We start from the raw sequence: 24,391 nt of genomic DNA, 5'->3' as shown, positions 1-24,391 counted from the left end.
GTCACGGCATCCAGCGCCAGCTTGCCAGGCGCCACCATTCCAGCACCGGCCGCGCCCATATCGAGACGAGTCGACGCTGGTCGATCGCGATCTTGGCGACGCCGATCATGCCGGGCCGCAGCCGCGGCGACGTCTGCGTCAGGCTGCCCTCTACCTGGAAAAGGTTCTTGCCGTCCTTGGCCTGCGCCACCGGCGTGATCTTGCCCACAGTCAGCTCGAAATGCTCTTCCGGCAGGGACGCGAAGATAACCTCGCCCTTCTGGCCCTCGCTGACATCGGCGATCTGGCGTTCGTCGACCTGCATGACGACGCGGTAATCGGTCAGCGGCGCGATCTCGTAAAGCAATTCACCGCGGCTGACCGAGCCGCCGATCCGCTGGCTGAGATCGCCGGACACGACGAGGCCATCGAACGGCGCCACGATCCTGGTGCGCCCGATCTGTTCGTCGATCAGCTTGAGCTGCGCGTCGGCCTGGTCGATCTGGCTTTTAACGACATTGATCGTGGCCGGCTGGCGGGTCGCCAGGGCCTTGTCGTATTCGAAACTGTATTGCTGCCGCTGGGTCGCCCAGCGCAGCCGCTCGAGCGCCAGTTCACGGTCTTCGAGCGTCGCCAGTTCATCCCCGGATTTCACCACATCGCCGGCCCGCGCCTTGGCCTCCTGGATGAAGCCGTCATAGGAGGAAATGATCGCGCGGCGAACCGATCCCTCGATTTGCGCGTCGGCGTTGACGCGGTAGGTGTCGGTGGCGAAGTAACCAAAGGCCGCCGCTGCGGCGAGGCCGATCGCGGCGAGCTTGCGGCCCGTGTAGCCAGGCCCGAGCAGCCGCTTGATCTGCTGCCAGAGCGACTCGCCGATCTTGAAGATCAGCCAGCGGTCGTTCAGTCGTTTCTCGTTGAGAATGGGACCGATGGCGGTGGCGATCATGTCGAGGATCTGCACGATCTCAGGCTCGAAGGCATGACCGCGCCGGCGTTCGAACGTGATGGCGCCGACAAAGGCGTCGACGACGAACATCGGCACCGTCAGCACCTGGCCGTCATGCTGTAGCCGGGCGACTTCGCCGTGCGCGTGGGTGGCGATCGGCTCATCGACGCCGATGGGATAGAGGATGGAACAGCGCTGGTCGATGGCCTCGTCCATGGCCGCCCCAATGGCGCGCACGAGGCCCATCTGGCGGCCGAACTGCGCGGTGTGCGAAATGGCGGCGATACGGGCCGATCCGCGGCGCGTGAAGCCGATACTGACCCGGGCGCAGTCGAAGCGGATCGCGAGTTCCGTCGCGGCCGCCATGGTCGCGGGAGCAAATCGCTGGTGTTCGAGAACCGAAGCGATCAGGTCGAGCGTGGCCCGTGAACGGTCGAGCTGGCGCACATTGGTGCTGGCCCGCTGGCCGCGCAGATGGTCGCGCAGCCAGGCCGAGCCCCACTGGATCTGCCGGATGGCGGCTCGCATCGCCTCCTTGGCCTGCGACGGCTTGGCGACGGCGATCCCGACCGCAACCACTGCGATGACGGCGTCGTCGAGCAGGATCGGGAAGGCCACGGAAGGACTGGCGACGGAATCGGCGGTCGCGCCGCGTGCCACGGCACGGCGTTCGGACAGGGCCAGCTCCGTCGTGCTCTTGAGGTCTGCTGGTTCGTCGTTCGCTTCGGGCCATGCCGACAGCAGGCGCATCCCTCCACGCGCTTCAACGAGCACGATGCCCTTCGACGCGCCGGGGATCATGCTGCATTGCAAGGCAAGCCATGCGGTGGCCAGATCCTCGGACGTGCTTGCTTCGGAGAGGCGCTTCCAGAGCGCTGGCGCAAGAAGCGTCAAGGAACTGGCGGATGCGGCCTCTTCGGCCTCATCCGCATCGTCGCTTTGCGTGACCTTGGCCATTTTTCCCGGTCGCTTACTCGACGTTGAGTGACCCGTAGCGGGCCTCATGCTCGCGCAGCACGCCACCGAGCACGGTCCACAACCGTTTCGCCGCCAGGGGCGTCAGGATGATGCGATTGGACAGCTCGACAGAAACGGAGCCGCCATCCTCGACATTCCAGGTCCGGTTGGTGCCGAAGAACAGGTCGACCTGCTCCCTGGTGCCTTGAACGTTGACCACATTGGCGAAGTGGGTGGCCATCTGGTCTTCAAGCCACTGGACGCCCTTGCGCGCCGTGCCGTCTTCCTTTTTGGGTGCTGCGGATCTTGCGGGCTTAGCGGATGCTGGTGTCTTGGCCATTTGGTCTCCCATGCCTGTCGTCGCTGACTCGATCGCGGTCGAGAACCGCGATCGTCGAATGCGCTGCCGGTTTTTACGATTCTCGCCCCGAGAAAGGCACCGACCATTTCGGTCGACACGCCCGAGGCGGACAATAATTCAAATGGGTCGGGACCGAAAGACGTCTTCGCAGCGCAAAGGGAGAAGCGGGAGGTAACGTTACCGCGGCCCGCGCACGGCCCGAGCCGCGAAGAATCGGGTGCGAGCCGAGAACCGGCCTGGGCTAGAAATGATAGGCGAGGCCGATCCTGCCGGTCAGCAGCGACGGCTTCAGCTCATTCTGATCAAGCTGGGTGTTGGCGACGGTCAGGCCATCCACCGCCTTGGTGTACAGGCCTTCCACACGCAGGCTGAGCTTGTCTGTCAGGGCCGATTCGATACCGCCGCCGATCTGGTAGGCCGACAGCATCTTGCTGCCGCCACCGTCGAGCCCGAAGAACTCATCATTGGCGTCGGTCCACAGACCAGCAAAGCCACCCTTGGCATAGACAAGGGTTGAAGGCGTGGCGAAGTAGCCGGCGCGAGCAGTGAGGGAGAGCTCAGCCTTGACGGTGCCAAACAGCGTCGGAGCGCTCGGATCGAGCGAATTCTGCGACGGATCCTTGAAGCGTGCATCAAGGTAGTCGGCACCGGCTTCGACACCAAGCAGATAGGAAGAGCCCAGAAGGAAATTGTAGCCGGCAAAGATTCCGCCGCCGATGCTCTGCGCCCCATAGGGACCGACGGTTGCGCCTGGCACATCGACATCGAGATGCATGTTGCCGAAATTGTACGAACCATCGACGCCGGCATAGAAACCGCCCCAATTCATATCGGGTGCCGATTGGACTGGGTAGGCGGAGCCGTTCTGCGCGTTGAAGCGATAGGACAGGCCCGCCGTCACCAGGAGATAGTGGGGATCGAAGGATTCGGCATCAGTGTTCGTGAACTTGTCGAAGGGGTGGTAATAATTCGCCTCGATCCGCCCCGTCAGATTGCCAAACAGGAAGGTTTCAGCGCCGATGCCGATTTCAGCCGCGCCAACAGTCTTGCTGACAGTGTCGAAAAAGCCTTGCTCGATATCGTCAAGCTTGATGCCGGCATATCCCAGCCGGCCATAGACCAGCGTCTGCGGCGTCACGAGGTAGCCCGCGCGACCGGATACCGAATAGATCGATTTTGCCTTGACCAGCGTTCCGAAGCCGCCGGCGGCGAAAGGCGAATAGTCGGCGTCGATTTGCGTATAGTCCAGTTCAAAACCCGCCACCCAGCGATTGCTGAACTGGTAATCGAAGCCGCCATGGACGCCGTAGGCGAAGTCCGCGGCTCCGAACTTATAATCGAGCGAATTGGGGTCCGACGGGAAGTCGTAGCCCATATTGCCGAAGGCACCACCGCCGTGCACGCCGACAAAAAATCCGGTCCACGACGGGCCGGTGGCTTCCTGGGGCGCGACGACTTGGTCTGCGGCTCGTGAAAGCGAGGTGACGGAAACGAGCGCGGCGATCGTGACCGACGCTGCAAACAGACTGCGGACCATAAAGTCACTCCCTCACCCAATGCTATTGCGACTAACACGCGGTTCTGAAATGTGTCAAAAAATTGTCCGTGGATTGGTCTCGATCCTATACACTTGCGATGTACTGTGTTGAATCTGCCACAATAGATGACGATGCCGGTGAAAATCGACGGCCTCAACTGTCGAAAGCTCTGATCGATGAGGCTGGCAACTGGAACGTGGGCGAGGACTGGGCGTGATCAATACCGACCCGATACGGCAGGTAGACCGCTTCCTCGAAACCGAGATTGAGTCGCGGGCCCTGGCTCTCGCCTTGTCGCGTGGGCTGGTCGACCTGCTGGCTGGCCGACAATCGGCGGCTCGAAGCGATATCCATCGTTTGGCTCAGATGCCCGAGACTGCTTTCGACTTCTTTCTTCAGCTGCTGGCAAGCAATGGCGTGGTTCGTGGCGAGGATCCGCTCCGCTTGACGCCCGATTTCCGCGACGCGCTGGCCCACCGTGACCTGCTGGAGGCAAAGCTCTGGTTCGCCAATCTGGTGGCGCCGGACGTTCATGGCCTTTTTGCTGAGCTGCTTTCGGATATTCCGCAGTTCATGGCGCGAGCCCAGGTGTTCGAGCTTTTCCGTTATGACCGCTGCATGGAGGTGACGCCGGAAAACCTCGCCGCCACCTGGCGATGGGTGGGCTACACCTCAACGCTCACCCGATACGAAGCGCCGGCCTGTCTCGACCGGCTGAACCTCGCCGGACACAGGAGGATCCTGGATGTCGGCGGCAACAGCGGTGAATTCGCCCGGCAGGTATGCGAGCGCAATCCGTCGATGGAAGCGACGGTTTTCGATCTGCCCGTCGTCTGCGCGCTTGGACGGCGCCATGTTTCAGGCTCGCCGCAGGCGGCGCGGATCACCTTCAAGGAGGGCGATTTTCGCCGCGACCGGTTGCCGGCCGGCCACGACATCATCAGCTTCAAGTCGGTGCTGCACGACTGGCCGCAGGACGACGCCGCCACGTTCATGCGGGAAGCCGCCGCCGCGCTCGAACCCGGTGGGCGCATGGTGATCTTCGAGCGCATGCCGATCGAGCCCGCCGGCACCAGGCTTCCCTATTCGATGGTCGCCAACCTTGTTTTCCTGCCGTTTTTTCGCAAGCCGGATTTTTATGCGGTCGAACTCGACAAACTCGGCTTTATCGATATCAGTGTCCAGTCCGTCGGGATCGAGATGCCTTTTGCGCTGATCACCGCGAGAAAGAAATGGCAATGAAGCGAGCGCCCATTGTCGCGATATCAGGCCACCCCGGCAGCGGCAAAACCTCTCTGACCAAGGCATTGCAGGATCGACTCGGCGTGCCGGCCCTGCACTATGACGACTTCGAGACCATCACCGCTTCGCCGCCATCAAAGATCAGGGATTGGATCGAACGTGGGTCGAACTACGACGAGATCATGCTGGAGCCGCTGGTCCGGGAGATGATCCGGCTTGCCGAGACCACGCCACCTCCGAAATGCGTGCTGCTCGATACGCTGCTCGGGCGCGCGCACGGCGCTACCGGCGAACTGATCGACACGCTGATCTGGGTCGATACACCGCCCGACATAGCGCTGGCCCGCAAGATCGGCGAAGCAGCGGGCAGGGCACGCGCGACCCCCGGCGAAGCGCCGGCCTTCATGGGATGGCTGGAGTCTTACCTCGCGCACTACACGGGATTCATCGCCGGCACTTATGCCATGCAACGCGAACGGGTGCGGCCCGCCGCCGACATCGTCATGGATGGCCGGGCTTCGGTGGACAGGCTCGCCGAAGAGGCAGTGCTTGCGATCCTGCAGCGGCTGGACCGGTTTGCCGAGGTCGGCGACCCGAAGCGGACGCCGATCGAAGCGCAAGGCAAGCGCATGCTTTCGCTGATCGAGGATCTGAACTGCCCATTCGGGCTGGAGCGATCGGCCAAGCTTGGCGATAGCGAGATCAACGAGGATCGGTTCCTCGCCATCGTGCACAAGGATTCGCTGGGAACCGATGCCAAGGCCGGACTTCGTTCGATTGCCCGCAAGCTGTCGCTGCCGGAAGCCATGCTTGCCATGTTGTGCGAACATCTTGGCGAGGCCGAGATCGTGCATTTCGGTTACGAGGGCGGCAAGGCCGGACTGTACAAGATTTATGTCGAGTTTTCCGGACGAGTCCGGCGCGGTCTGGCCAAGGGCGCGAAACCGGTGACCGAGATGGTCCATGTCGCCGTCAAATGGCGGCCTGACGACCCGCAATCCGCCAGGGTTTCGCGCTATCTCTGGCCGGCCGAAGCACGTGGCGTCGCCGCAATCCAGCAGCGTCTAGCCGGATTGCGCGCCAATGCCGCTGCCTTTCCCTCGGTCGATGCCGCCTTTGAGATGATCGAGGCGGCGCGCCACCATTGCCCGGACGACCGGATTTTCTTCATGGAGGTGCAGGAAGACGGATCGCCGCGGCATTCCTTCGACATCAACTTCTACTCGGCCGGTCTCCAGGTTGCCTCGGTGGAGGACACGGTCAGGCGGCTGGGGCGTGCCTACGGTATCGAGCCGGCTAATATTGATGGATGGCTTTCGCGGATCGCCGGCGAACCGCTCGGTCATCTGTCTGGCGGAATTGGACGCAATGGCCGGGATTTCGCGACGCTTTACTTTGGCGCATCCGCAAGAAAGGGCGTTGGCCGTGGCTGACTTTCTTGAGTGGACGCAGCCGGGAGACAAGCAGTTCGACTATTGCCTTTGGCCCTACAAACCGGTGGCCGCCACGGCGGGCAAGCTTCGCTCCTCGACGCTGCTCTGGCAATCCTTCGAGGCGCTTGGCGCTCCGCCCCTGCTGAACGACATGGTGCGCGCGGTGCAGGGCGAAATCGGTCCGTTCCGGACAGTGTGGGGCGTCAAGCAGAAAGGGAGCGATTTCAGCTGGGAGCTCTATTTCTACGACTACGAGCGCCTTGAGCGAGAAGTCTCGATAGAAAGGGTGCTGGCAGCGTTGGCGCCCTATGCGCCGTCGACGCTCGCCTTGTCGCCGAAGCGCCCCTATTTCATGTTCTCGCTCGATCTCGATGCCGCACTTGGCGAGCGGAAGCGCGGGATCGAAGAGATCAGTGTCTATCTCGGCAATCCGAGCAGCGTGGTTTCCTCCGGGCTCTGCTACCAGCTCAGCCCGTCCGGCTTGCGCTTCGACAACCTTTATTATTTCTTCGACGCCAAGGATGACTGGGAAGATATTGTCGGCAAGGTCGCGGCGTCGGCGCATCTAGACCTCGACGGCCTCGATATCTCCTCCATCCTGTGGCCGGAACTCTGCGACTGCGGCATCATCGTCGTTGCCAACAAGAAGTATAATGACGGTGTTTATTTCTCCCGGATACGCATCGACCAACTGATCTGGTTCGTCGACAGGCTAGGCTATCCCGACGCTATACAAGCCTTCCTGACCGCCAATAAAACCCGGCTCGACCACATGCTCTATGATGTTGGTATCGATTACCGTATGATCGGCGGCAGGCTGGAAATTCTCAAGAGCGCCTATTACGGCGTTCTGTAGATTTCTCATGGGCGCGTGATGGCAATCTACGATCATAGCAAATACGTCTCGCTGACGATGGAGTTCCGCTGCAACCTCAAATGCGTGCATTGCATGATCGAGGGCACGATGGATCGCCTTGCGCCCGAGAGCGATGAAAGCTTCCGTGAGTTGCTCGCCCACAACAGCCGCACCCGGCAATGGACCGGCCTCATCCTCACCGGCTCGGAGATTACACTTCGCCGCGACCTGCCGGACCTGGCTCGCCAGGCACGTGCCGCCGGCTTCGACCATGTCCGCATACAGACGCACGGCATGCATCTGGGCCGCCGGGCGTACAGTGAGAGCCTCGTTGAAGCGGGCGTCGATGAATTTTTCGTGAGCGTCGCCGGAAGCGACGCCATGACCCACGACACGATAACCACGGTCAAAGGTTCGTTTGAGAAGACGGTACGCGGATTGGAGATCCTCGACGAATATCCGGGCGTCGCGACAATCACCAATACTGTCGTAACTGAAGCCAGCTATCGATTGTTGCCGGCCGTTGTTGACAGGCTTGCGCATCTGAAGCGGCTTACGCAGATGGAGTTCTGGCTGTATTGGCCGATGGCCGAGACCGACGAAAAAGGCCTGGCCGCCAACCATCTGGACGTATTGCCCTACCTGAAGGAAGCGGCGCGCAAAGCGCGCGCGCACGGCCGTTCGGTGGAGATCAAGAATTTTCCCGAGTGCCTGCTCGGCGACGATTCTTTACTTCTGGTTAACGATCAGCCGCAACTTTACATCGACCCTGCCTTCTGGGACGAGTTCGCGAAAAACGGCTTCTATCAGTGCCCCTACAGGGACAGTTGCGCGTCAACACAATGCCTTGGCCTCAACAGCGCTTATGTCAAAAGATATGGCGATCACGCAGATCGACTGGTCCCGCTGATCAATTCTTCAAAAGAAGCTGTTGCCCTTGCGGAAACCATCGTCTAGTTTCCTAATTAAGGGTTTCCTTAATGTTTTTTGGACGGGGGCCGAGCGGGATCGTTCGGTTGCTTTTTTGTGCTGATACGGGTGGGGAATGGTAAAGCAACTTTTAATATATGAGCGGGCGGTACCGGTATCACGCCAAAGCCATGGCGACTTGTCCGTCAAGACCGGCAACAATTTTGCTTTCGCCAGGCAGGTTAACTCTGTGCCGTTGATGGCCGCCGAGTTTTCCGGTGCCGCGGCCGAATATGCCGTGGTTTTCGCGGGCCAGGGCGAAAGTATAATTCCGGTGGTTCTTCTCGGTGTGCGCGACGGCGAGAATCTCTTTGTCAATGAGGACGGATCCTGGGGCGGGCGCTATGTCCCGGCGTTCCTGCGCCGCTATCCCTTCGTCTTCTCGAGCACCGATGACGGTGCGAATTTCACGCTTTGCGTCGATGAGGAATTCGAAGGCTGCAACCGCAAGGGGCGCGGCGAGCGGCTGTTCGACGGCGACGGCGAACGCACACTGTACCTGCAAAACGTGCTTGGTTTCCTGCAGGCCTATCAGGTGCAGTTCCAGCGCACCCAGGCGCTGACCAAGCGCCTCAACGATCTCAACCTGTTCGAAGCGATGCAGGCGCGCTTCACGTTGCGCGATGGCAAGACGCTGATGCTGTCGGGGTTTTTCGCGGTCAACCGCGATCGGCTGAAGGCGTTGTCTGGCGATCAACTGGCCGAGCTTGCCAGGGCCGATGACCTGGAACTGATTTATTTGCATCTGCAGTCAATGCGCCATCTGTCGGCGACGGCCGAGCGCATGGGAGCGGGAGCGGTCGGGGTGAAAGATGAAGCGCCCGAGCCGGAAACTGCTCCGGAGCCTGCGGACGCATGATTTGAAGGAGGGCGCATTCAATGCGCCCTTTTTCGTGACTGGGCATGGAAATGGGCAGGGAATTTTGGGGCGTTCCGCGCGGTTCATTGAGATGAGCGCGCGAGCGGGGGGTAAGCGAAGATGGCATTTCCGTTCAAGTCGGAAGGCATTTCGGGCAGGCCTATATCGCACCGGCGGGCGAAGCTTTCTGAAATCCTGAAAGCCAAACTGGCGCGCCTGCTCAAGGGCTCGCGCGTGCAGCGCGAACTCGCCGACCGCATTCGGCTGATCTTCGATCCCCTCGAGCCGCGCCTGCTGCTCAATGCCGACCTCAACGTCAATCTGGCAACCGACGGCCCGAACGTCGACCATGAAATCCTGGTCCGTCTGCTCGAAGAGGTGCAGACGGTCGGCAACACCACCACCACCATCCAGCAGGTCCAGATCATCGACCAGACCAATGGCGGCAAGGTGCTGGCATTCGGCGACCTGAGCACCATCAATGCCAGCGCAAACACGTCGTCGATCTCGATCACGGGCGGTAGCGGCAGGGATACGCTGAAGATCGACGCGGATTCGTTTGGCGCCAATACGCTTTCCAAGTCGATCCTGTTCGACGGCGGCGGCGGCAACGACAAGGTGGTGTTCGATAGCTCCGCCAACGCCGCCTGGACGCTGAACGGCAACAATGCCGGCACCGTCAATGGCGCGAATGTCAATGTGGCATTCACCGGCACGGAGAACCTGAAGGGCGCCGACGGCAACAACGACACCTTCACAATCGCAGCCGCTGGCAAGCTCAGCGGCACGATGGATGGCGGCTTCGGCGGCCACGATACGATCGTCTATTCTGGAGGCCTGGCCGCCAGCAGCGCGACGCTGGGGGCGAACGGCTCCGGAAAGGTCACGTTCGCCAATCCGAACGGCTCGACACTTGCCTTCGAGAACATGGAGCCTTTCGCCGTCGGCGGCGGCGTGCTCGTCGTTGACCGCTCGGCGACGGTTTCGGCGGCAACCAACAAGAACGTCACCGTGCAGGCGAACGGCACCAACTCCCTGCGCGTGATCATCGACGGCACCAATTACGATTCGGCGGCGACCAGCAAAGTCTGGCTCTATCTCGGCGACAGCGCCAATGTGACGACGCTTTCGTCGTTGCCCAGCGATGCCGGCTTCTCGCTGATGCTGGATGCGGGCGAGGAGATCGCCGTCAATTCGGTCATTTCAACCACGGGCAGCCTTGGCTTGAGCGCCGAGGACATCAACATCGGCTCCTCGGCCGTGATCAGCGCGCAGTCGATCGACATCGAGGCCGTTGACTGGGCCCGCACATCGATCGACGCCGCCGGGATCGTTTCGACGCTCAGTGCAACGACGGCGACGTCGGCAACCGTCACCATCGCCGGATCGCTTGCGGCGGCCGGCGGTGCGGTGACGGTCTCGTCTCAGGTGTCGAACACGGTCAAGGCCCACGGCAAGGCCCTGCCCAGCCTGCGCACCATCGCCGCGACGCTGACCGATACATCGACGGTGACGCTGGCCGCCACGGCGTCGCTCACCGGATCGGCGATAACGATAGCGGCCAATACCGGTGTCGATGTCGACCTGATGATCACCGAGGTGCCGATCCCCAATCTTCTCGGGTTGACCGAAGTCGTCGTTCCCCCCGGCGTTCTTGCACTTACCAGCATCCCGCAAGACACGATCGCCCAGATCGAGGCCGGCTCCGGCGGCGTTTTCGATACCGGCTCGCAGGCTTTCAATGACGCGCTGTCGCGCGGCGAGATTGCCGCGGAAGACCTGGCGACGATGGCGAAGACCGTCATCAACGGTTTTACGAACTCGCAGGTTCAATCCAACGTCACTGTCACCAACACGACGACAACGTCGGTCGATGCCGCCGCAAAGATCATTCAGACCGGCGGCACGATCAACGATGGCGTGACGGACGTGCAAATCTCGGCCGCCGACGACAGCCGCGTTGCGGTCAATCTCCAGACCGAAACCGATGTGCTGATTCCGGGCACCGAGGGGATTGTCATCTTCTCGGCTGTCAGTTCGGACACCAATGTCAACCGGACCACGGGCGTCACCGTCGGTCCCGCAACCGCCGCCGTCTCCACGCATCCAATCGCGATCAGTGCCGGTGGCGATGTCGCGGTCGCCGCGTCCAGCAAGGGCGAGGTGCGCAACGCCATTGTCTCGGGCTCGCTCGGCTCGGTGACCAATGTCGCCTCCGATACAACGAAGGCGTTGGCCCGTGGGATCACCGTGAATGCCGGTGGACTGGCGGTCACGGCCGACAGCGCGACCACCTACCGTTCGACCGGTCTCGACGCCGAGAATCGCGTCACCGGCGAAACCAGCGCCGGGATAGACGAGAGCGTTGTCAACGCCGGCACTGGCGGTGTTTCGGTTCTGGCCGGTGACTATTCGACCTTCATCGCGATCGCGACACCCTTCCAGCCGCGCGTGAACCCGAACGACCCAGCGCCCTCGACGCAGGTCGCGCGCGTCAGCGTCATCAACATGGTGACCAAGACGACCGCCGCTTCGATTTCGCAGTCGAATGTCGACAGCGACGGCACGGTCACGGTCGCCGCGATAAACCAGACCAACCTTTTGGCCTACTCGTCCTCCGCCCCGGTCGGTGCGGATGCCCCGGTTGTCGCCAAGACAGCGGTCGCCGGCGTGCTGGCCGTCAATGTCGTCAATGGCTCGACCACGGCAACGATCAATCTCAGCAATGTCCAGACGACCGGCAGCGCCGATGTCGTCGTTTCGGCCACTGACAACAGCTTCGTCGACGCAACCATCTATGTCGATATCGACGGCCGTGGTCCGGTCAGCCTGGCCATGGGTTCTTCGAAGGCTGTGACCGGGCTGGAGGCGCTCAACGTCATCGGCTTCAATGTCGGCAGCACGGCCGCCGGTATCGCCAGGGCGACGCTCGATGTCCTGCTCGGCACCCAGTTCTGGACCAGCGAGCAACAGGTCAAGGTCAGTGCCACGATCTCGGATTCCGTGGTCGCGGCGGCCGGCGCGCTGATGGTCACGGCGCTTTCGAAAGGCGTCGTCAACGCCACGGTCAGCAATGCCTCGCGCAATGTCTCCGAAGGCGGCATTCTCTCCAGCGGCGCCAAGTCGATCGGCGCGATCCTGTCGAGCAACCAGGTCAGCAGGCTTGCCTCGGCGACGATCGACGGCGGTTCAACCTCCAAGCAGGTCACCGCGGGCGGCGCGCTCGACGTCAGCGCCCGGGACGACACCACGATCAATTCCAACACCAAGATCGAGACGGCGGCGATCGCCTCCAGCGACGGCGGACTGCATGCGCTTGCGGACCTGTTCGATGACGGGCAGAAGCCCGACACCGACCGCTTGCTGACCGACGACAAGGTGGTGCCGCTGGCCTATGGCACCAAGGTCGGGCTCGATTACGACGTCAAGACCGACGGCAACACCGGGTCGATCGACGTCAAGACCGGCGATATCGTCTATGTCTCGGTGCTGGGCGGCGCCGGCCATCTCTACAAATATACCGGCCCCGACAAGCATATCGATTTCACGCATAGCTCCACGACCGTCGATTTCGCGACCGATCCCGACTTTGTCCTGCTGACCGGCGAACGCGGGCAGACCTTCACCTATCTGGGCGCCGACAATCCGACGCTCGACCTGACGGATCCGAGCCAGGTCGATTTCACCGACAAGGACCTGTGGAAGGCCGATCTCGATTATTCGATACTCGATTTCAACCTGCGCGCGACCGGCGGCAGCGCGATCGGCGCGGCCATCGTGTTCAACGACGTGCGCGGCGGTGCGGCCGCGCTCATCAACAAGGCCAAAGTCCAGGCCGCCACTGTCTCGGTGACGGCGGATTCGACCGGCGCCATCCTGGCCATGGCGGATGTGCTCAGCGAAGCCGAAGGCGGTTCGCCGTTCAACCAGGATGCGCTGGTCCAGAAGGCGCTCGGTTCGGTCAAGGGCTTCCTGTTCAAGGCAGGCGCTACCAGCGGGCAGAGTGCCATCGTGGCAACCAACCTGATCCAGGGCCAGACCTCAGCCAAGATCACCGGCGCCACCATCGGTACGAGCGCCAACACGGTCGGCGACGTGACCGTCCACGCCGAGAACCATTCGCTGATCGAGTCCGAAAACAAGACCGTCGCCGAAGTGGGAGAAGGCGAAAAGGCCGCAGCGTTCCAGATCGCCAACAATACGATCGGTTGGGAGCGCGGCAACTTCCTGTTCAACACGGTGGAGACGCTGCTCGGTGACGTCGTCGCCGATGTCGCCGGCGCGACGGGCAATACCAACACGTCGCTGCGCCATGAAAACCCGTTCAATGTCGAAGCCTCGATCACCAATTCCAACGTCACCTCCGATGGCGAAGTGCTTGTCGAGGCTGTATCAAGCGCTCTGATCACCGCGACGATCACCAACGAGGCCTCCGCCTCGGTCGAAGCCCTGTTCGACGGCGCGACGACCGGCTACGGCGCGGTCATTTCCGGCAACAAGGTCAGCAGCACCGCGACCGCGTTCATCAGCGGCGGCACGGTCGTCGCCAAGACAGTCGCGGTCAGTGCCGCCGACGAGGCCGGCATCGAAGCCACCACCGGCCTTGGCGTCAGTTCCCAGCTCGACAACACCAATGGCGTCAACATCGTCAACGAGATCGCCAGCGACATGCTGGACGATTACAAATATACGACGAAGTCGGGCACGCCTCATCTCAATCTGGGCGACACCGTCCGTATCAGCGACGCGGATGACTATGCGGGCACCGGCGAGAAGGGCGGCATCTACCAGTACATGGGACCGGACGGCGCGGCCGTCGATCTGGCGACGGCCAATTTCGACGATTTCGGCCTGTGGAAGAAACTCAACAGCGACAACCTGATCCCGGCGGATCTCGCCAAGACGGGTCTTTTGGCGGCCGGCATGTCGGAGAAATCCGTCGTCGGCAATGCCACGGGCCTGGGCGGCATCTTCGACCGCAATCAGGTCAAGAGCAATGTGATCGCCAAGCTCGTCAACACTTCGGTGACCACGAGCGGCGCGGTTTCGGTCACGGCGGATGAGTCCGCCACCATCACCGCCGTCGACACCAGCGTCATCGATTCCTGGGATTCGACCAGCGGTGTCTCGGTTTCCAACACGGTGCAGGGTGGTGCGTCGGCTTCCGTTGAGAACAGCTCTGTCACCAAGGCAACAAGTGGGGTTGCCGGTAACGACCTGACCGTCAAGGCGACGACCAAAGCGACGATCGACGCAACGGCGCTCAGCCAAGCCTATGGCTCGGGCAGTGTCTACGGTTTCGTGCTCGCCTTCAACGCCGTAGGCTGGCAGCCACAGAACCTGCTCTTCGACGCCGTCGACACGCTGATCGGTTCACCCGAGATCGGCAAGGCGCTCGGCAACGAAACACCGGTGCTGACCACCGCCTTCATCACGAACTCCAGCATCGACATCGCCGGCGACATCAATCTGTCGGCCGTCAATGAGGCCGGCATCACCGCCACGACCGGCAACGAAACGGCGATGGACTGGACGAACACGTTCACGCCCTCCGCCAAGTATGGCGTCAGCGGCACCGCGGCCGGAGCGATCCTGGCCAGCAATAAGGTCAGTTCGGGCGCGTCCGCCTATATCGACAACAGTGGTACCCCGGCCAGGACAGTCACCGCGGGCGGCGCGGTCGACATCGAGACCTCGAATGCGGCGACGATATCGGCCGACATATCGGTGGTGTCGACAGCCGCGCCCGGCAGCACGCTCGGCGCGCTGCAAGATGTCGTCAGCAAGGTGGCCGATGAACTTGGCGCCGGCGATTACAAATATACAACCAAGTCCGGAACACGCACGGTCGAGAACGGCGACAAGGTCCGTGTCGCGCTCGACTATCTCGACGCCAAATACGATCTCGACACGGTGAGCGGGGCCGTCGAGATCACGCATGGCGATCTGGTCGAGAAGGGTGGCACCATCTACCGCTATCTCGGCGACGATCCGATCACCCAGACAAGCGGCATCACCCTGACCAATACGGCGCAGTGGAAGGCTCTCGATGTCAATTCGGGTGAGGTCTACAAATATATCGGCGACACGCCGTTTACGGGCGATCTCGGTAGCCACAATCCCGCAGTGGTGGACTATTCCGACACCACGAAATGGCAGCAGCTGAAGACGTCCGACTTCGAGGACATCTTCTTCCCGGCCATCGGGAATGTGGTGACGACCAATTCCAAGGCGATCGGCCTGTCCATCGCCTACAACGACACCCGTGGTGATGCCAAAGCCTACATCAAGGGCACGACGGTCGCGGCCAATGGCGGCGACTTGACTGTTGCGGCCAAGGGCGCGTCGACGATCACGGCCTATACCACGAACACGGTTTCGGCCGCCGGCGGCAGCGGCATCGACGGCTCCGGCGACGTGCTCGGCTTCAGCGGCCAGATCGACACCAATGTCGTGCTCGGCAAGACCTCGGCCAGCATCGAGGACAGCTCGGTCACCGCCAGCGGCAAGCTGGTCGTGTCGGCCGACAACGAGGCGCGCATCGACGCCAGGCTCTATTCGTCGGGCGTATCCGGCGCGACGGCTGTCGGCGTGACGCTCGCCTACAATTCCGTCGGTTGGGAAGCGCAGAACATTCTGTTCAACACGCTCGACACGCTGATCGGTTCGCCTTACCTCGCCGACAATGCCTTCGACGGCAATGTCGGCGCCGACGCCACCGCCTCGATTCTGAGGAGTTCCGTCGACGCCGATGGCGGCATCGACGTCTCGGCACTCAACAACGCGCAGATCAACGCCACCGTATCCAATGCGGCCGTGACCGACACGGCGGCGCTATACGGGGCATCCGGCGCCTCCTACGGCGCTGTGATATCGGGAAACAAGGTGTCGGGGGCCGCCAAGGCGACCATCGACAACAGTGGCACGACCGGCAAGACGATCAGTGCAGGCGACACGATCTCCGTCACGGCCAACGATTCCTCCGGCATCTATTCGAACTCCAAGCTGGTCGCCGAGACCTCGGTCAGCACCGACGGCGGCGCATCGATCATCCAGGAGACCATCAACGACATCCTGCCGGCCGATTACGACACGAGGCCTGACGCGGGCATCGGCACCAAGATCCGCGACATCAAATTTGGCGACCGTGTGCGCATCGCCGACGACTACACCGGTAATGTGGTCATCAACCTCGACCAGATGCTGCCGCCGTCGAAATTCCCGATCTCGAACGGCGACGCGGTCCAGTTCGAGGCCCCCGAAGGCGAGGACAGCGGTCCGATCTACCAGTACAATGGCGAGGACGGCGTCATCGATCTCGAGGCGCTGGTCAATGCGATCGACGCTGGCACGGAAGACATCGACAACGATCCCAACTGGACCCGCATCGGCGGCAACGCCGGCAGCATCTATATCTACATGGGCGACAACGCGAGCGGGCAGGGGCTCGATCTAGCCAGCACCGACTTCACCAATCTTGGCTATTGGAAGGAAGCGCCGGAGGCGACTGTCCTGCTGCAGGATCTGAACCTGTCGGCGGCGCCCTCGCGGGCGGTTGGCGGCCTGGTGGTCATGAACGACGTGCGCGGCGGTTCAGACGCTTCGATCAAGAACGCCACCGTCTCCACCACTGCCGGCGACGTGCAGGTTGTGGCGCTGGAAAGCGCCGACATCAAAGCCAAGGTTGACACGTCGATCACGGCGAATGGCGGCAGTTCGATCGACTGGGACGGCGATTCCAAGACCGACGGCAGCAACGGCAAGCCGGCCGACACGGATCCCGGCACCAACCACAAGCCGGGCTCGCCGGCCGATCCGGCCAATCCCGTGACGCCGACCGATCCGAAGGAAGAAACACCGGCAGACAAGGTGCTGGCGATCAACGGCACCATCGCCACCAATATCGTGCAGAGCAGTGCGACGGCAACGATCTCCAACAGCGACGTGACCAGCGCCGGCGCCGTGACCGTGGCCGCGCAGAACGTGTCTGCAATCAAGGCCGATACGCAGAGTTCGGCCTACACGAGCGGCGGCGACACGGGCGGCGTGACGCTCGCCTTCAATACGATCGGCTGGAAGGCGAGCAATGTGCTCTTCAACGGCGTCGACGCCCTGCTTGGCGACGACCTGATCGCCGATGCGTTCGGTGGCCGCAATCCGGCGATGACGCAGGCGACCATCGTCGATTCCAACATCGCGGCCGGTGGTGCTGTTTCGGTGACGGCCGACAACAAGTCGATCATCGACGCCACGGTCGGCAACAAGGCTACCTCGTCCTCGACCTCGATTTCGGGCACGGACGGCAAGGCCTTCGGCTTCATCCTGGCGATGAACAAGATCGCCAGCGAATCCTCGGCTTCCATAGACAACAGCGGCGCCTCGACGGCCCAGGTCAAAGGCACGGACGTCACGGTGGCCTCGACGGACGATGCCTCGATCACGTCCGACGGCAAAGTTCAGGCGCTCGCCGAGATCAAGAACGATTACGGCGCCTCGGTGGTCACCAATCTGATCAATTCGGCGCTCGGCAGCTATCAGTTCACCACCAAGTCCGGTGTCCAGACGGTCAACAGCGGCGACCTCGTCTATATCGACGACGATACGGGCCTAAACGGTCCGGCAACCGGCGAAAAATGGGTCTATGACGGCCCCGACGGCGCGTCGATCGATCTGTCGAACATCGATTTCTCGGACGGCAACTGGTCCAAGTTCATCGCTACCGACATTATCGACTGGATCAACACCAACCTCGTGCCCAGCCTTGCCGGCGGCAGCGCCATCGCGGCGGGCGGCATTGCCACCCGCAATGACATTGACAGCGGCGCGTCCGCCACCGTCACGGCGGCCAGCATCATCGCCACCGGCAACGTGCTGGTCTCGGCGCTGCAAACCGGGATGATCGTGGCCACCACCACGGCGCGCGTAGAGGCTACGGGCAGCGCCAAGGGCAAGTCGATCGCCGTCAATGGCGTCATCGCCACCAACAACGTCGTCAGCCATGCCACCGCGCTGGTCGAGGACAGCCACGTCGAAGGCGCCGACCTCGCCGTCACGGCGGAAAGCCACGCGTCGATCGACGCGTCGATCGACGCCGACACGATCGCCAAGGCGACCGCGGCCGGCATCACGCTGGCGTTCAACACGATCGGGCTCGCCGGGCAGAACTTCCTGTTCAACACCGTGGATGCATTGGTCGGCACCAATCTTGTCGACACCATCTACGGCCACGATCCGGCCGCGCAGGTCAGCGCGCGGATTTCGAATTCGACCACCGACATGAGCGGTGCCCTGACCGTCTCGGCGACGGCTTCGCAGACGATCAACGCGGAAATCTCCAACTACGTGAAAACCCTGCGCGGCGGTGCCCCGACGGCGGTCAGCGTCGGCGGCGTTTTCGCCCTCAACCGGGTCATCAATTCCGTCGAGGCGGTAATCGAGGATTCGACCAGCATCGACGCAGACGGCCTGGTTACGGTCTCGGCCAGCAACATCAGCGAGATCACATCGCATGTGGTCCTGCCCGTCATAGCCATAAACTACACTTACGGCCAGGATCCCGACGGCAAATCCGTTTCGATCGGGCTGGTGGTGTCGCGCAATGCGATCGACGCCACGGTTTCCGCCACCATCGACAACGTGTCCGACCTCAATGCGGGCAGCGTCTCGGTCACTGCTTCGCAGGCCGGCAAGATCGACGCCACCGCTGCGGCGGCTTCCGTGTCGGTGGCTGCCGGAACCGGCAGCGGGCTGGCAGTCGGCGTCGCCGGCACCATTGCCTTCAACACCATACTGGGCGCGGTCGACGCGCTGATCCAGGACAGCGATGTGCAGGCGACCGGCGACGTCACCGTGTCCGCCACCAACAGCGCCGACATCGACGCCACCATAGCGGCCGCGGCCGCCTCGGTCGCCGGAGGTTTCAATTCGTCGGGCACCGCGATTGCCGTTGGGATCGTGCTTGCCTTCAATTATGTCGGTTATGCCGGCAGTATCGAAGCACCCGGGGTGGCGACACCGCTGAAAACCGAGGCTCGCATCCGCAATTCCAGCGTCGGCGGTTCCAAGGTCGGCGTGTCGGCGACTTCCGGCCAGACCATCGATGCGCTCACCGTTGCGGGTTCCGTCGCGGTCGGCATTTCGGCTTCAGGCAACGGCACGTCCTTCAGCGCCGGCGGCGTGTTTGCCCAAAACAGCATCGCCGCCGACACAACGGCGCTGATCGACGGCGGCACCGTCGCCAACGGCAAATCGACCATCACCGCCGGCGCCGGCGGCGTCGATGTCGAGGCAGTGAACACAAGCGAGATCCATGCGCTGGCCGCGGCCGCAACCGTCGCCGCGTCCTTTGCCGCTAAAAATGCGACCGCTATATCGATCGGCCTTGCCGTCGCGCTCAACGACATCAAGGGCAGCGTTGGCGCAGGCATCGCCGACACGGATGTGACTTCGGACGGAGCGGTCAAGGTAAAGGCCGACAACCACGCTGTCATTGATGCCAAGGGCGCCGCGGCATCGATAACGGTCGGTTTCTCCGGCAACAATTCGATCGCCATCAGCGGCGCGGGCGCCGCGCTGTCCAACATCATCAACGTCGATACTTCGGCTTCGATCGTGGATTCGGACATCATCGACAGCGCCAGCGTCGATGTCGAGGCGCTGAGCGAATCGACGATTACCGCCACCGTGCTTGCCGCGTCCGTCGGCATCGGCGTGGGCGCCAATGCCGGCATCGGCGCCTCGATCGGTGCCGCCGTCGCCATCAATCGCATCGGCGACTGGTCGGTCGAGGAAGAGGAAGACGATGCGAGCGGCCAGACCTTGCCGACAGGCAATGCAACGCTTGCAAGCGACGGCACCAACGGTGTTCGTGCCTTCATAAGCAACACCGATGTGAACAGCGACGGCCAGGTGAAGGTCGATGCGCATTCCACCGGTTCGATCGAAGCCATTGTCGCGGCTGGATCGGTTGCGATCGCCGGCGGGTCGACCGGCGTCGGCTTCAGCGTCGCGGGCGTGTACACGCTGAATTTCGTCGCGGTGGCGACCCAAGCCTATATCACCGACGCCAGCAGCGTCTCCGTCGGATCGATCGACATCTCGGCCAAGGACGAGACGACGATCAACGTGCTGGCCGGCGCGGCAAGCCTTGCCGCCGGCATGGCCGGCACCACCGGCGTCGCCGTGTCGATCGGCTTCGCCATGGCGCAGAACAAGATAGAGAACAACGTTGCCGCCTATCTCAAGAACGCCGACAGCGTGGACGCGACGGCGGGCGGCATTTCGATAAGTGCCGAAAACGCCGCCAAGGTCCACTCGACGGTTGCCACCGCCTCCATCTCGGTGGCTATCGGCGGTTCCACCGGCATTTCGTTCAGCGGCGGCGGCGCGGTGGCGCTCAACAACATCGCCACCGACACCAATGCCTTCATCGAGGCGAGCGGCATTTCACAGGCGGATTCCGTCTCGGTCACCGCGAACGGGTCCTCGACCATCAAGGCGGAGACGCTCGCTGTATCGCTTTCGCTCGGTATCGGCGGCGATGTCGGCGGCGCCGTATCCTTCGGCGCGGCCGTGGCGGTCAACGAGATCGGTCATGGCGAGGCGGATCGCGACCAGGTGCAGGCCTATGTGCGCGGCAGCTCCATCGAAGCCACCGGCGCGCTTGCGCTGAGCGCGACCTCGAGCGGAACCATCGACGCCATCGTCGCCGCCGGGTCGGCCGCGATCGGCGCCGGCACGGCCGGCATAGGCATCAGCGGCGCCGGCGCCGGTACCCGCAACACGGTCGCGGTGCGTACCGCTGCGTTCCTCGACGATCCGATCGATCAGGCCGGGTCCGTCATCACTGTCGGCTCGGCGGCTATAGGCGCCACCGACACGTCCCACATCAACGCGATCGTCGGGGCGGCGTCGCTGGCGGCCGGCTTCGGCGCCGTGGGTGTCGCCGTCACCATCGGCATCTCGGTCGCCCTCAACGACATCCACAACGACACCTATGCCGGCGTCCTCGACGGCCAGACATTGACCACGACGTCGGGCGCGATCTCCGTCAAGGCTACCCAGAACGCCACGATCGACGCCATCTCGGTGGCGGCATCGATCGGCATCGGCATCGGCGGTGCGGGCGGCTTCGCGTTTTCGGGCGCGGGTGCGGCCGCCAAGAACACGATCAACGACAACACGATCGCGACCGTCGTCGACAGCACGCTGGTCAGCGCCGGCGCGGTTACCGTCGAGGCGCTTTCGACCTCCTCCATCACCGCCAAGATCGCCGCGCTCTCGCTCGCGGTCGGGGCGTCGGCAGGCCCCGGCATCGGTGCCGCCATCGGTGTCTCGGTCGCCATCAACCGGATCGGCAACTGGACTGTTCTCAACAATCCCGACAATGATCCGACCCTGGCGCCGATCTTCAACGCGACCGGCAGCGGTGGCGTCAGTGCCACGATCATCAACAGCGGCGTGACGGCGGGCGGCACTCTGACGGTTCATGCCAAGGCCGACCAGACAATCGACGCGTTGGTCATCTCTGGCGCCGTTGCGCTCGGTGCCGGAACTGTCGGTGTCGGCGTCGCCGGCGCGGGCGTCTACACCGAAAACATGATCGGCGTGCTGACCGAAGCCTCGATCACCGGCAAGTCCGCCGCCGACAAGGCGACGATCAGAGCGGCCAATGTGACGGTGAGCGCGGAAGATACCTCGCACATCACGGCCAAAGCCGGCGCTGCCGCGATCTCGGCGGCCGTCGGTTTAGTGGGCGCCAGCGTCAGCTTCGGTGTCGCAATCGCCAAGAACACGATCGCCAACGACGTCGACGCCCATCTCGATTTCGCCGATGTGGCTGTCACCGACATACCGATCCACAATCCCGACTTCACGCATGATCCGGTCTATACCAATGATCCGACAGGCGTGGCCGTGGTCGACAAGAATGAACCTGCCGCGAATGCGCCCACGCCGGGCAAGATCACGGTCTCGGCTACGGAAGGCGCGACGATCGACGCCATTTCGGCCGCTGCCGCCGTCGCCATTTCCGGAGGCGCGGTGGCCGTGTCCGTCGCTGGCGGCGGTGCCGTCGCGACCAACGTCATTCTTGGCGGAACCCGCGCCTACGCGCTCGACAGCGTACTCGACGCAGGCGGCGACATTGACTTCAGCGCCGCGAACACATCGGCCATCTCGGCCGACATCATCGCCGCGGCCGTTGGCGTGGCGATCGGCGGCGTTTCGGTCGGTGCCTCGCTCGGTTTCGGCGTCGCGCTGAATTCCATCGGCTACACGGTCGGCGGTGCGCGCTCGGCGGTCGAGGTTTCGGCCTACCTGAAGAACACCAATGTCGACACATATGGCGCGCTCGGCGTGTCGGCGAACTCCAACCAGTCCATCGATGCCAATGTCGCCGCCGCATCTGTCGCACTCGCCGTCGGCATGTATTCCTTCAGCGCCGCGGGCGCGGCCGCCACGACGCTGAATCGCGTCGGCGCCGACGTGCACGGCTTCATCGAGGGTGGCATCGTCAAAGCCGGCGACGTTGCCATCGAAGCGATCGACTCGTCTTCCATCGATGCCTTTGCCGGCGCGGCCGCCGTGGCCATCTCCGTCGGCTTCGGCGGCGGCAGCAGCGCGCTGGCGCTGGGCGTCGCCTATGCCGAGAACCTGATCTCCAACGACATCTCGGCCTACGCCAAGAACACGAACATCACCGCGACCGGCCAGATTCCGGTGCAGTCGAACGGCTATATCTACACCTTGCCCGGCGGCGTCCATCCGGGCACTGGCATCTCGACCGTGGTCAACAACGTGCTCGTCTTTATCCCGCCGGTGTACGATCGCGTCATGCCTGCCTATCAGGCCAAGACTGGGTCGCTGGCGATCACCGCCAGGGAAAGCGCCTCGCTCTCGTCCGCCGCCATCATGGCCTCGCTGGCGGCATCGACGGATATCGGCGTCACCGTAGCCGGTGGCGGCGCGGTCACTAAAAACACCGCCTCATCGAGCACGGCGGTCTCGCTGACCGGCAGCACCATCAACGTCAACGGCGCGTTTACCATGAGCGCGCGCGACGTCACCTCTGTGGTCACTGAGGTCGAGGCGATTTCGCTGGCGATCGGCATCTTCAGCCTTGCCGCCGGTGGGGCATCGGCGCAATCCAATGTCAATTCCAGCGTTTCGGCTGAGATTTCCGGCTCGACGGTCACGGCCGGGGCGGTCGATGTCGAGGCGGTGATGACGCCGAAAGCGCGCTCGCAGGCGGCCGGCGTCAACGCCGGCACCGCAGCGGTCGGTGTGTCGGTGGCCAAGGCCTATGTCGACACGCATGTGAGCGCCCAGACCAGCAGCACCACGTTCAATGTGGACAGCCTGCGCATCGCCGCAAGCCAGACGCTGCCTTCGATCGGTGATACCGCCAACGCCAAGGCCCAAGGCCTTGCCGGCGGCCTGATCGGTGTCGATGCGACGATTACCGAAGCAATCAACACCAGCACGGTGGTCGCTCTGCTCGGCACCGGCACGCTCATCACGGCGGCCCGCAGCGTCAGCGTCGCGGCGCAGAACGACAGCCGCCAGCGCGCCGATTCCAACAGCGCTGCATACGGTCTGGTCGCCGCGGGCGCCACCAAGGCCAAGGCGCAGTCGCTGCAGCATTCCAGCAATGGGGTGCCGGTCGCCAACACCACGGCCCAGGTGGCCGACAATGTCACGATCAGCGCTGGTGCGATGAGCATCTCGGCGCTGGGCAGCGACGACAACAAGGCATCGAGCTCGCCGGGCGCCGGCGGCCTCGTCGGCATCGCCGCGGCGGTGGCCGACACGACCTCCAACGCCGTCACCCAGGCGGTGCTGGGAAACAACACGCAGGTAACGCTGTCCAAGGCCGCTACCCAGTTGGCCGGCGAGAGCGCGGCGGCCTTCACCGCCTACCAGGGGATCGCCGGCCGTTTCGCCATGACCTCCGACCATCTGGCGCGCGCCAACACTGTGATCGTCACCAGCGCCTATGGCTTGCTTTCCGGTTCGGGCGCCGAGGCCGACAACAACATCAACTCGACCTCCAACGTGATCGTCGGCGACGGCGCCAAGGTCACCGCCTATGCGATCAACGCCACGTCGCTCAACCGGTTCGACAAGCCGAATATCGGCGACAACGTCAACGGCAGCACCGGCGGCCTGGTCAACGGCGCGGGCGTCAGCAGCGACACGCACCTGACGCTGAACACCAAGACGCTGGTCAAGAACAACGCCCAGCTCAA

10 protein-coding genes (1 of these 10 cut by a window edge) are annotated in these 24,391 nt (G+C 63.1%); 6 read left to right on the top strand and 4 right to left on the bottom strand.

The window, feature by feature from the left end; translation table 11 throughout:
* Position 1 precedes the first annotated feature (1 nt).
* From AC07UC_RS29865 to AC07UC_RS29850, 4 genes are all read right to left on the bottom strand, one after another.
* Positions 2-1,885, bottom strand: coding sequence for an RND family efflux transporter (locus AC07UC_RS29865; protein WP_140775122.1), 1,884 nt, complete (start codon positions 1,883-1,885; stop codon positions 2-4).
* 13 nt (positions 1,886-1,898) lie between these two features.
* Positions 1,899-2,225, bottom strand: coding sequence for a DUF3467 domain-containing protein (locus tag AC07UC_RS29860; RefSeq protein ID WP_494908355.1), 327 nt, complete (start codon positions 2,223-2,225; stop codon positions 1,899-1,901).
* Positions 2,226-2,487: 262 nt separating this feature from the next.
* The gene (locus AC07UC_RS29855; protein WP_494908354.1) at positions 2,488-3,783 is read right to left on the bottom strand and encodes an outer membrane protein; all 1,296 of its coding nucleotides are present in this window, start codon (positions 3,781-3,783) and stop codon (positions 2,488-2,490) included.
* Positions 3,784-3,937: 154 nt separating this feature from the next.
* The gene (locus AC07UC_RS29850; protein WP_244735220.1) at positions 3,938-4,261 is read right to left on the bottom strand and encodes a hypothetical protein; all 324 of its coding nucleotides are present in this window, start codon (positions 4,259-4,261) and stop codon (positions 3,938-3,940) included.
* Between AC07UC_RS29850 and AC07UC_RS29845 the strand changes: the two genes are divergently transcribed.
* The 6 genes from AC07UC_RS29845 to AC07UC_RS29820 all read left to right on the top strand — a co-directional run.
* Entirely contained in the window at positions 4,229-5,026 is a 798-nt protein-coding gene (locus AC07UC_RS29845) for a methyltransferase (protein WP_494908353.1), read from the top strand. The two genes, AC07UC_RS29850 and AC07UC_RS29845, sit on opposite strands and share 33 nt — an antisense overlap.
* The gene (locus tag AC07UC_RS29840; RefSeq protein WP_494908352.1) at positions 5,023-6,459 is read left to right on the top strand and encodes a nucleoside/nucleotide kinase family protein; all 1,437 of its coding nucleotides are present in this window, start codon (positions 5,023-5,025) and stop codon (positions 6,457-6,459) included. The genes AC07UC_RS29845 and AC07UC_RS29840 overlap by 4 nt, the downstream gene beginning before the upstream one ends.
* A complete protein-coding gene (locus tag AC07UC_RS29835) occupies positions 6,452-7,315 on the top strand; it encodes a hypothetical protein (protein ID WP_494908351.1) in 864 nt (287 codons plus the stop codon). The genes AC07UC_RS29840 and AC07UC_RS29835 overlap by 8 nt, the downstream gene beginning before the upstream one ends.
* An 18-nt stretch (positions 7,316-7,333) precedes the next feature.
* Entirely contained in the window at positions 7,334-8,272 is a 939-nt protein-coding gene (locus AC07UC_RS29830) for a radical SAM protein (protein ID WP_494908350.1), read from the top strand.
* A gap of 88 nt (positions 8,273-8,360) precedes the next feature.
* Positions 8,361-9,143, top strand: a complete 783-nt coding sequence (locus tag AC07UC_RS29825; protein ID WP_140775128.1) for a SapC family protein — start codon at positions 8,361-8,363, stop codon at positions 9,141-9,143.
* Between the two features lie 120 nt (positions 9,144-9,263).
* Positions 9,264-24,391, top strand: the 5' portion of a protein-coding gene (locus AC07UC_RS29820; protein ID WP_494908349.1) for an LEPR-XLL domain-containing protein. Its footprint extends 15,184 nt past the window's final position; 15,128 of the gene's 30,312 nt are visible here — the first part of the coding sequence; its start codon is at positions 9,264-9,266; its stop codon lies off the right edge, out of view.

This window comes from Mesorhizobium sp. GW821-FHT04C10, assembly GCF_059420305.1.
This window is presented reverse-complemented; position numbering and strand designations above follow the sequence as displayed.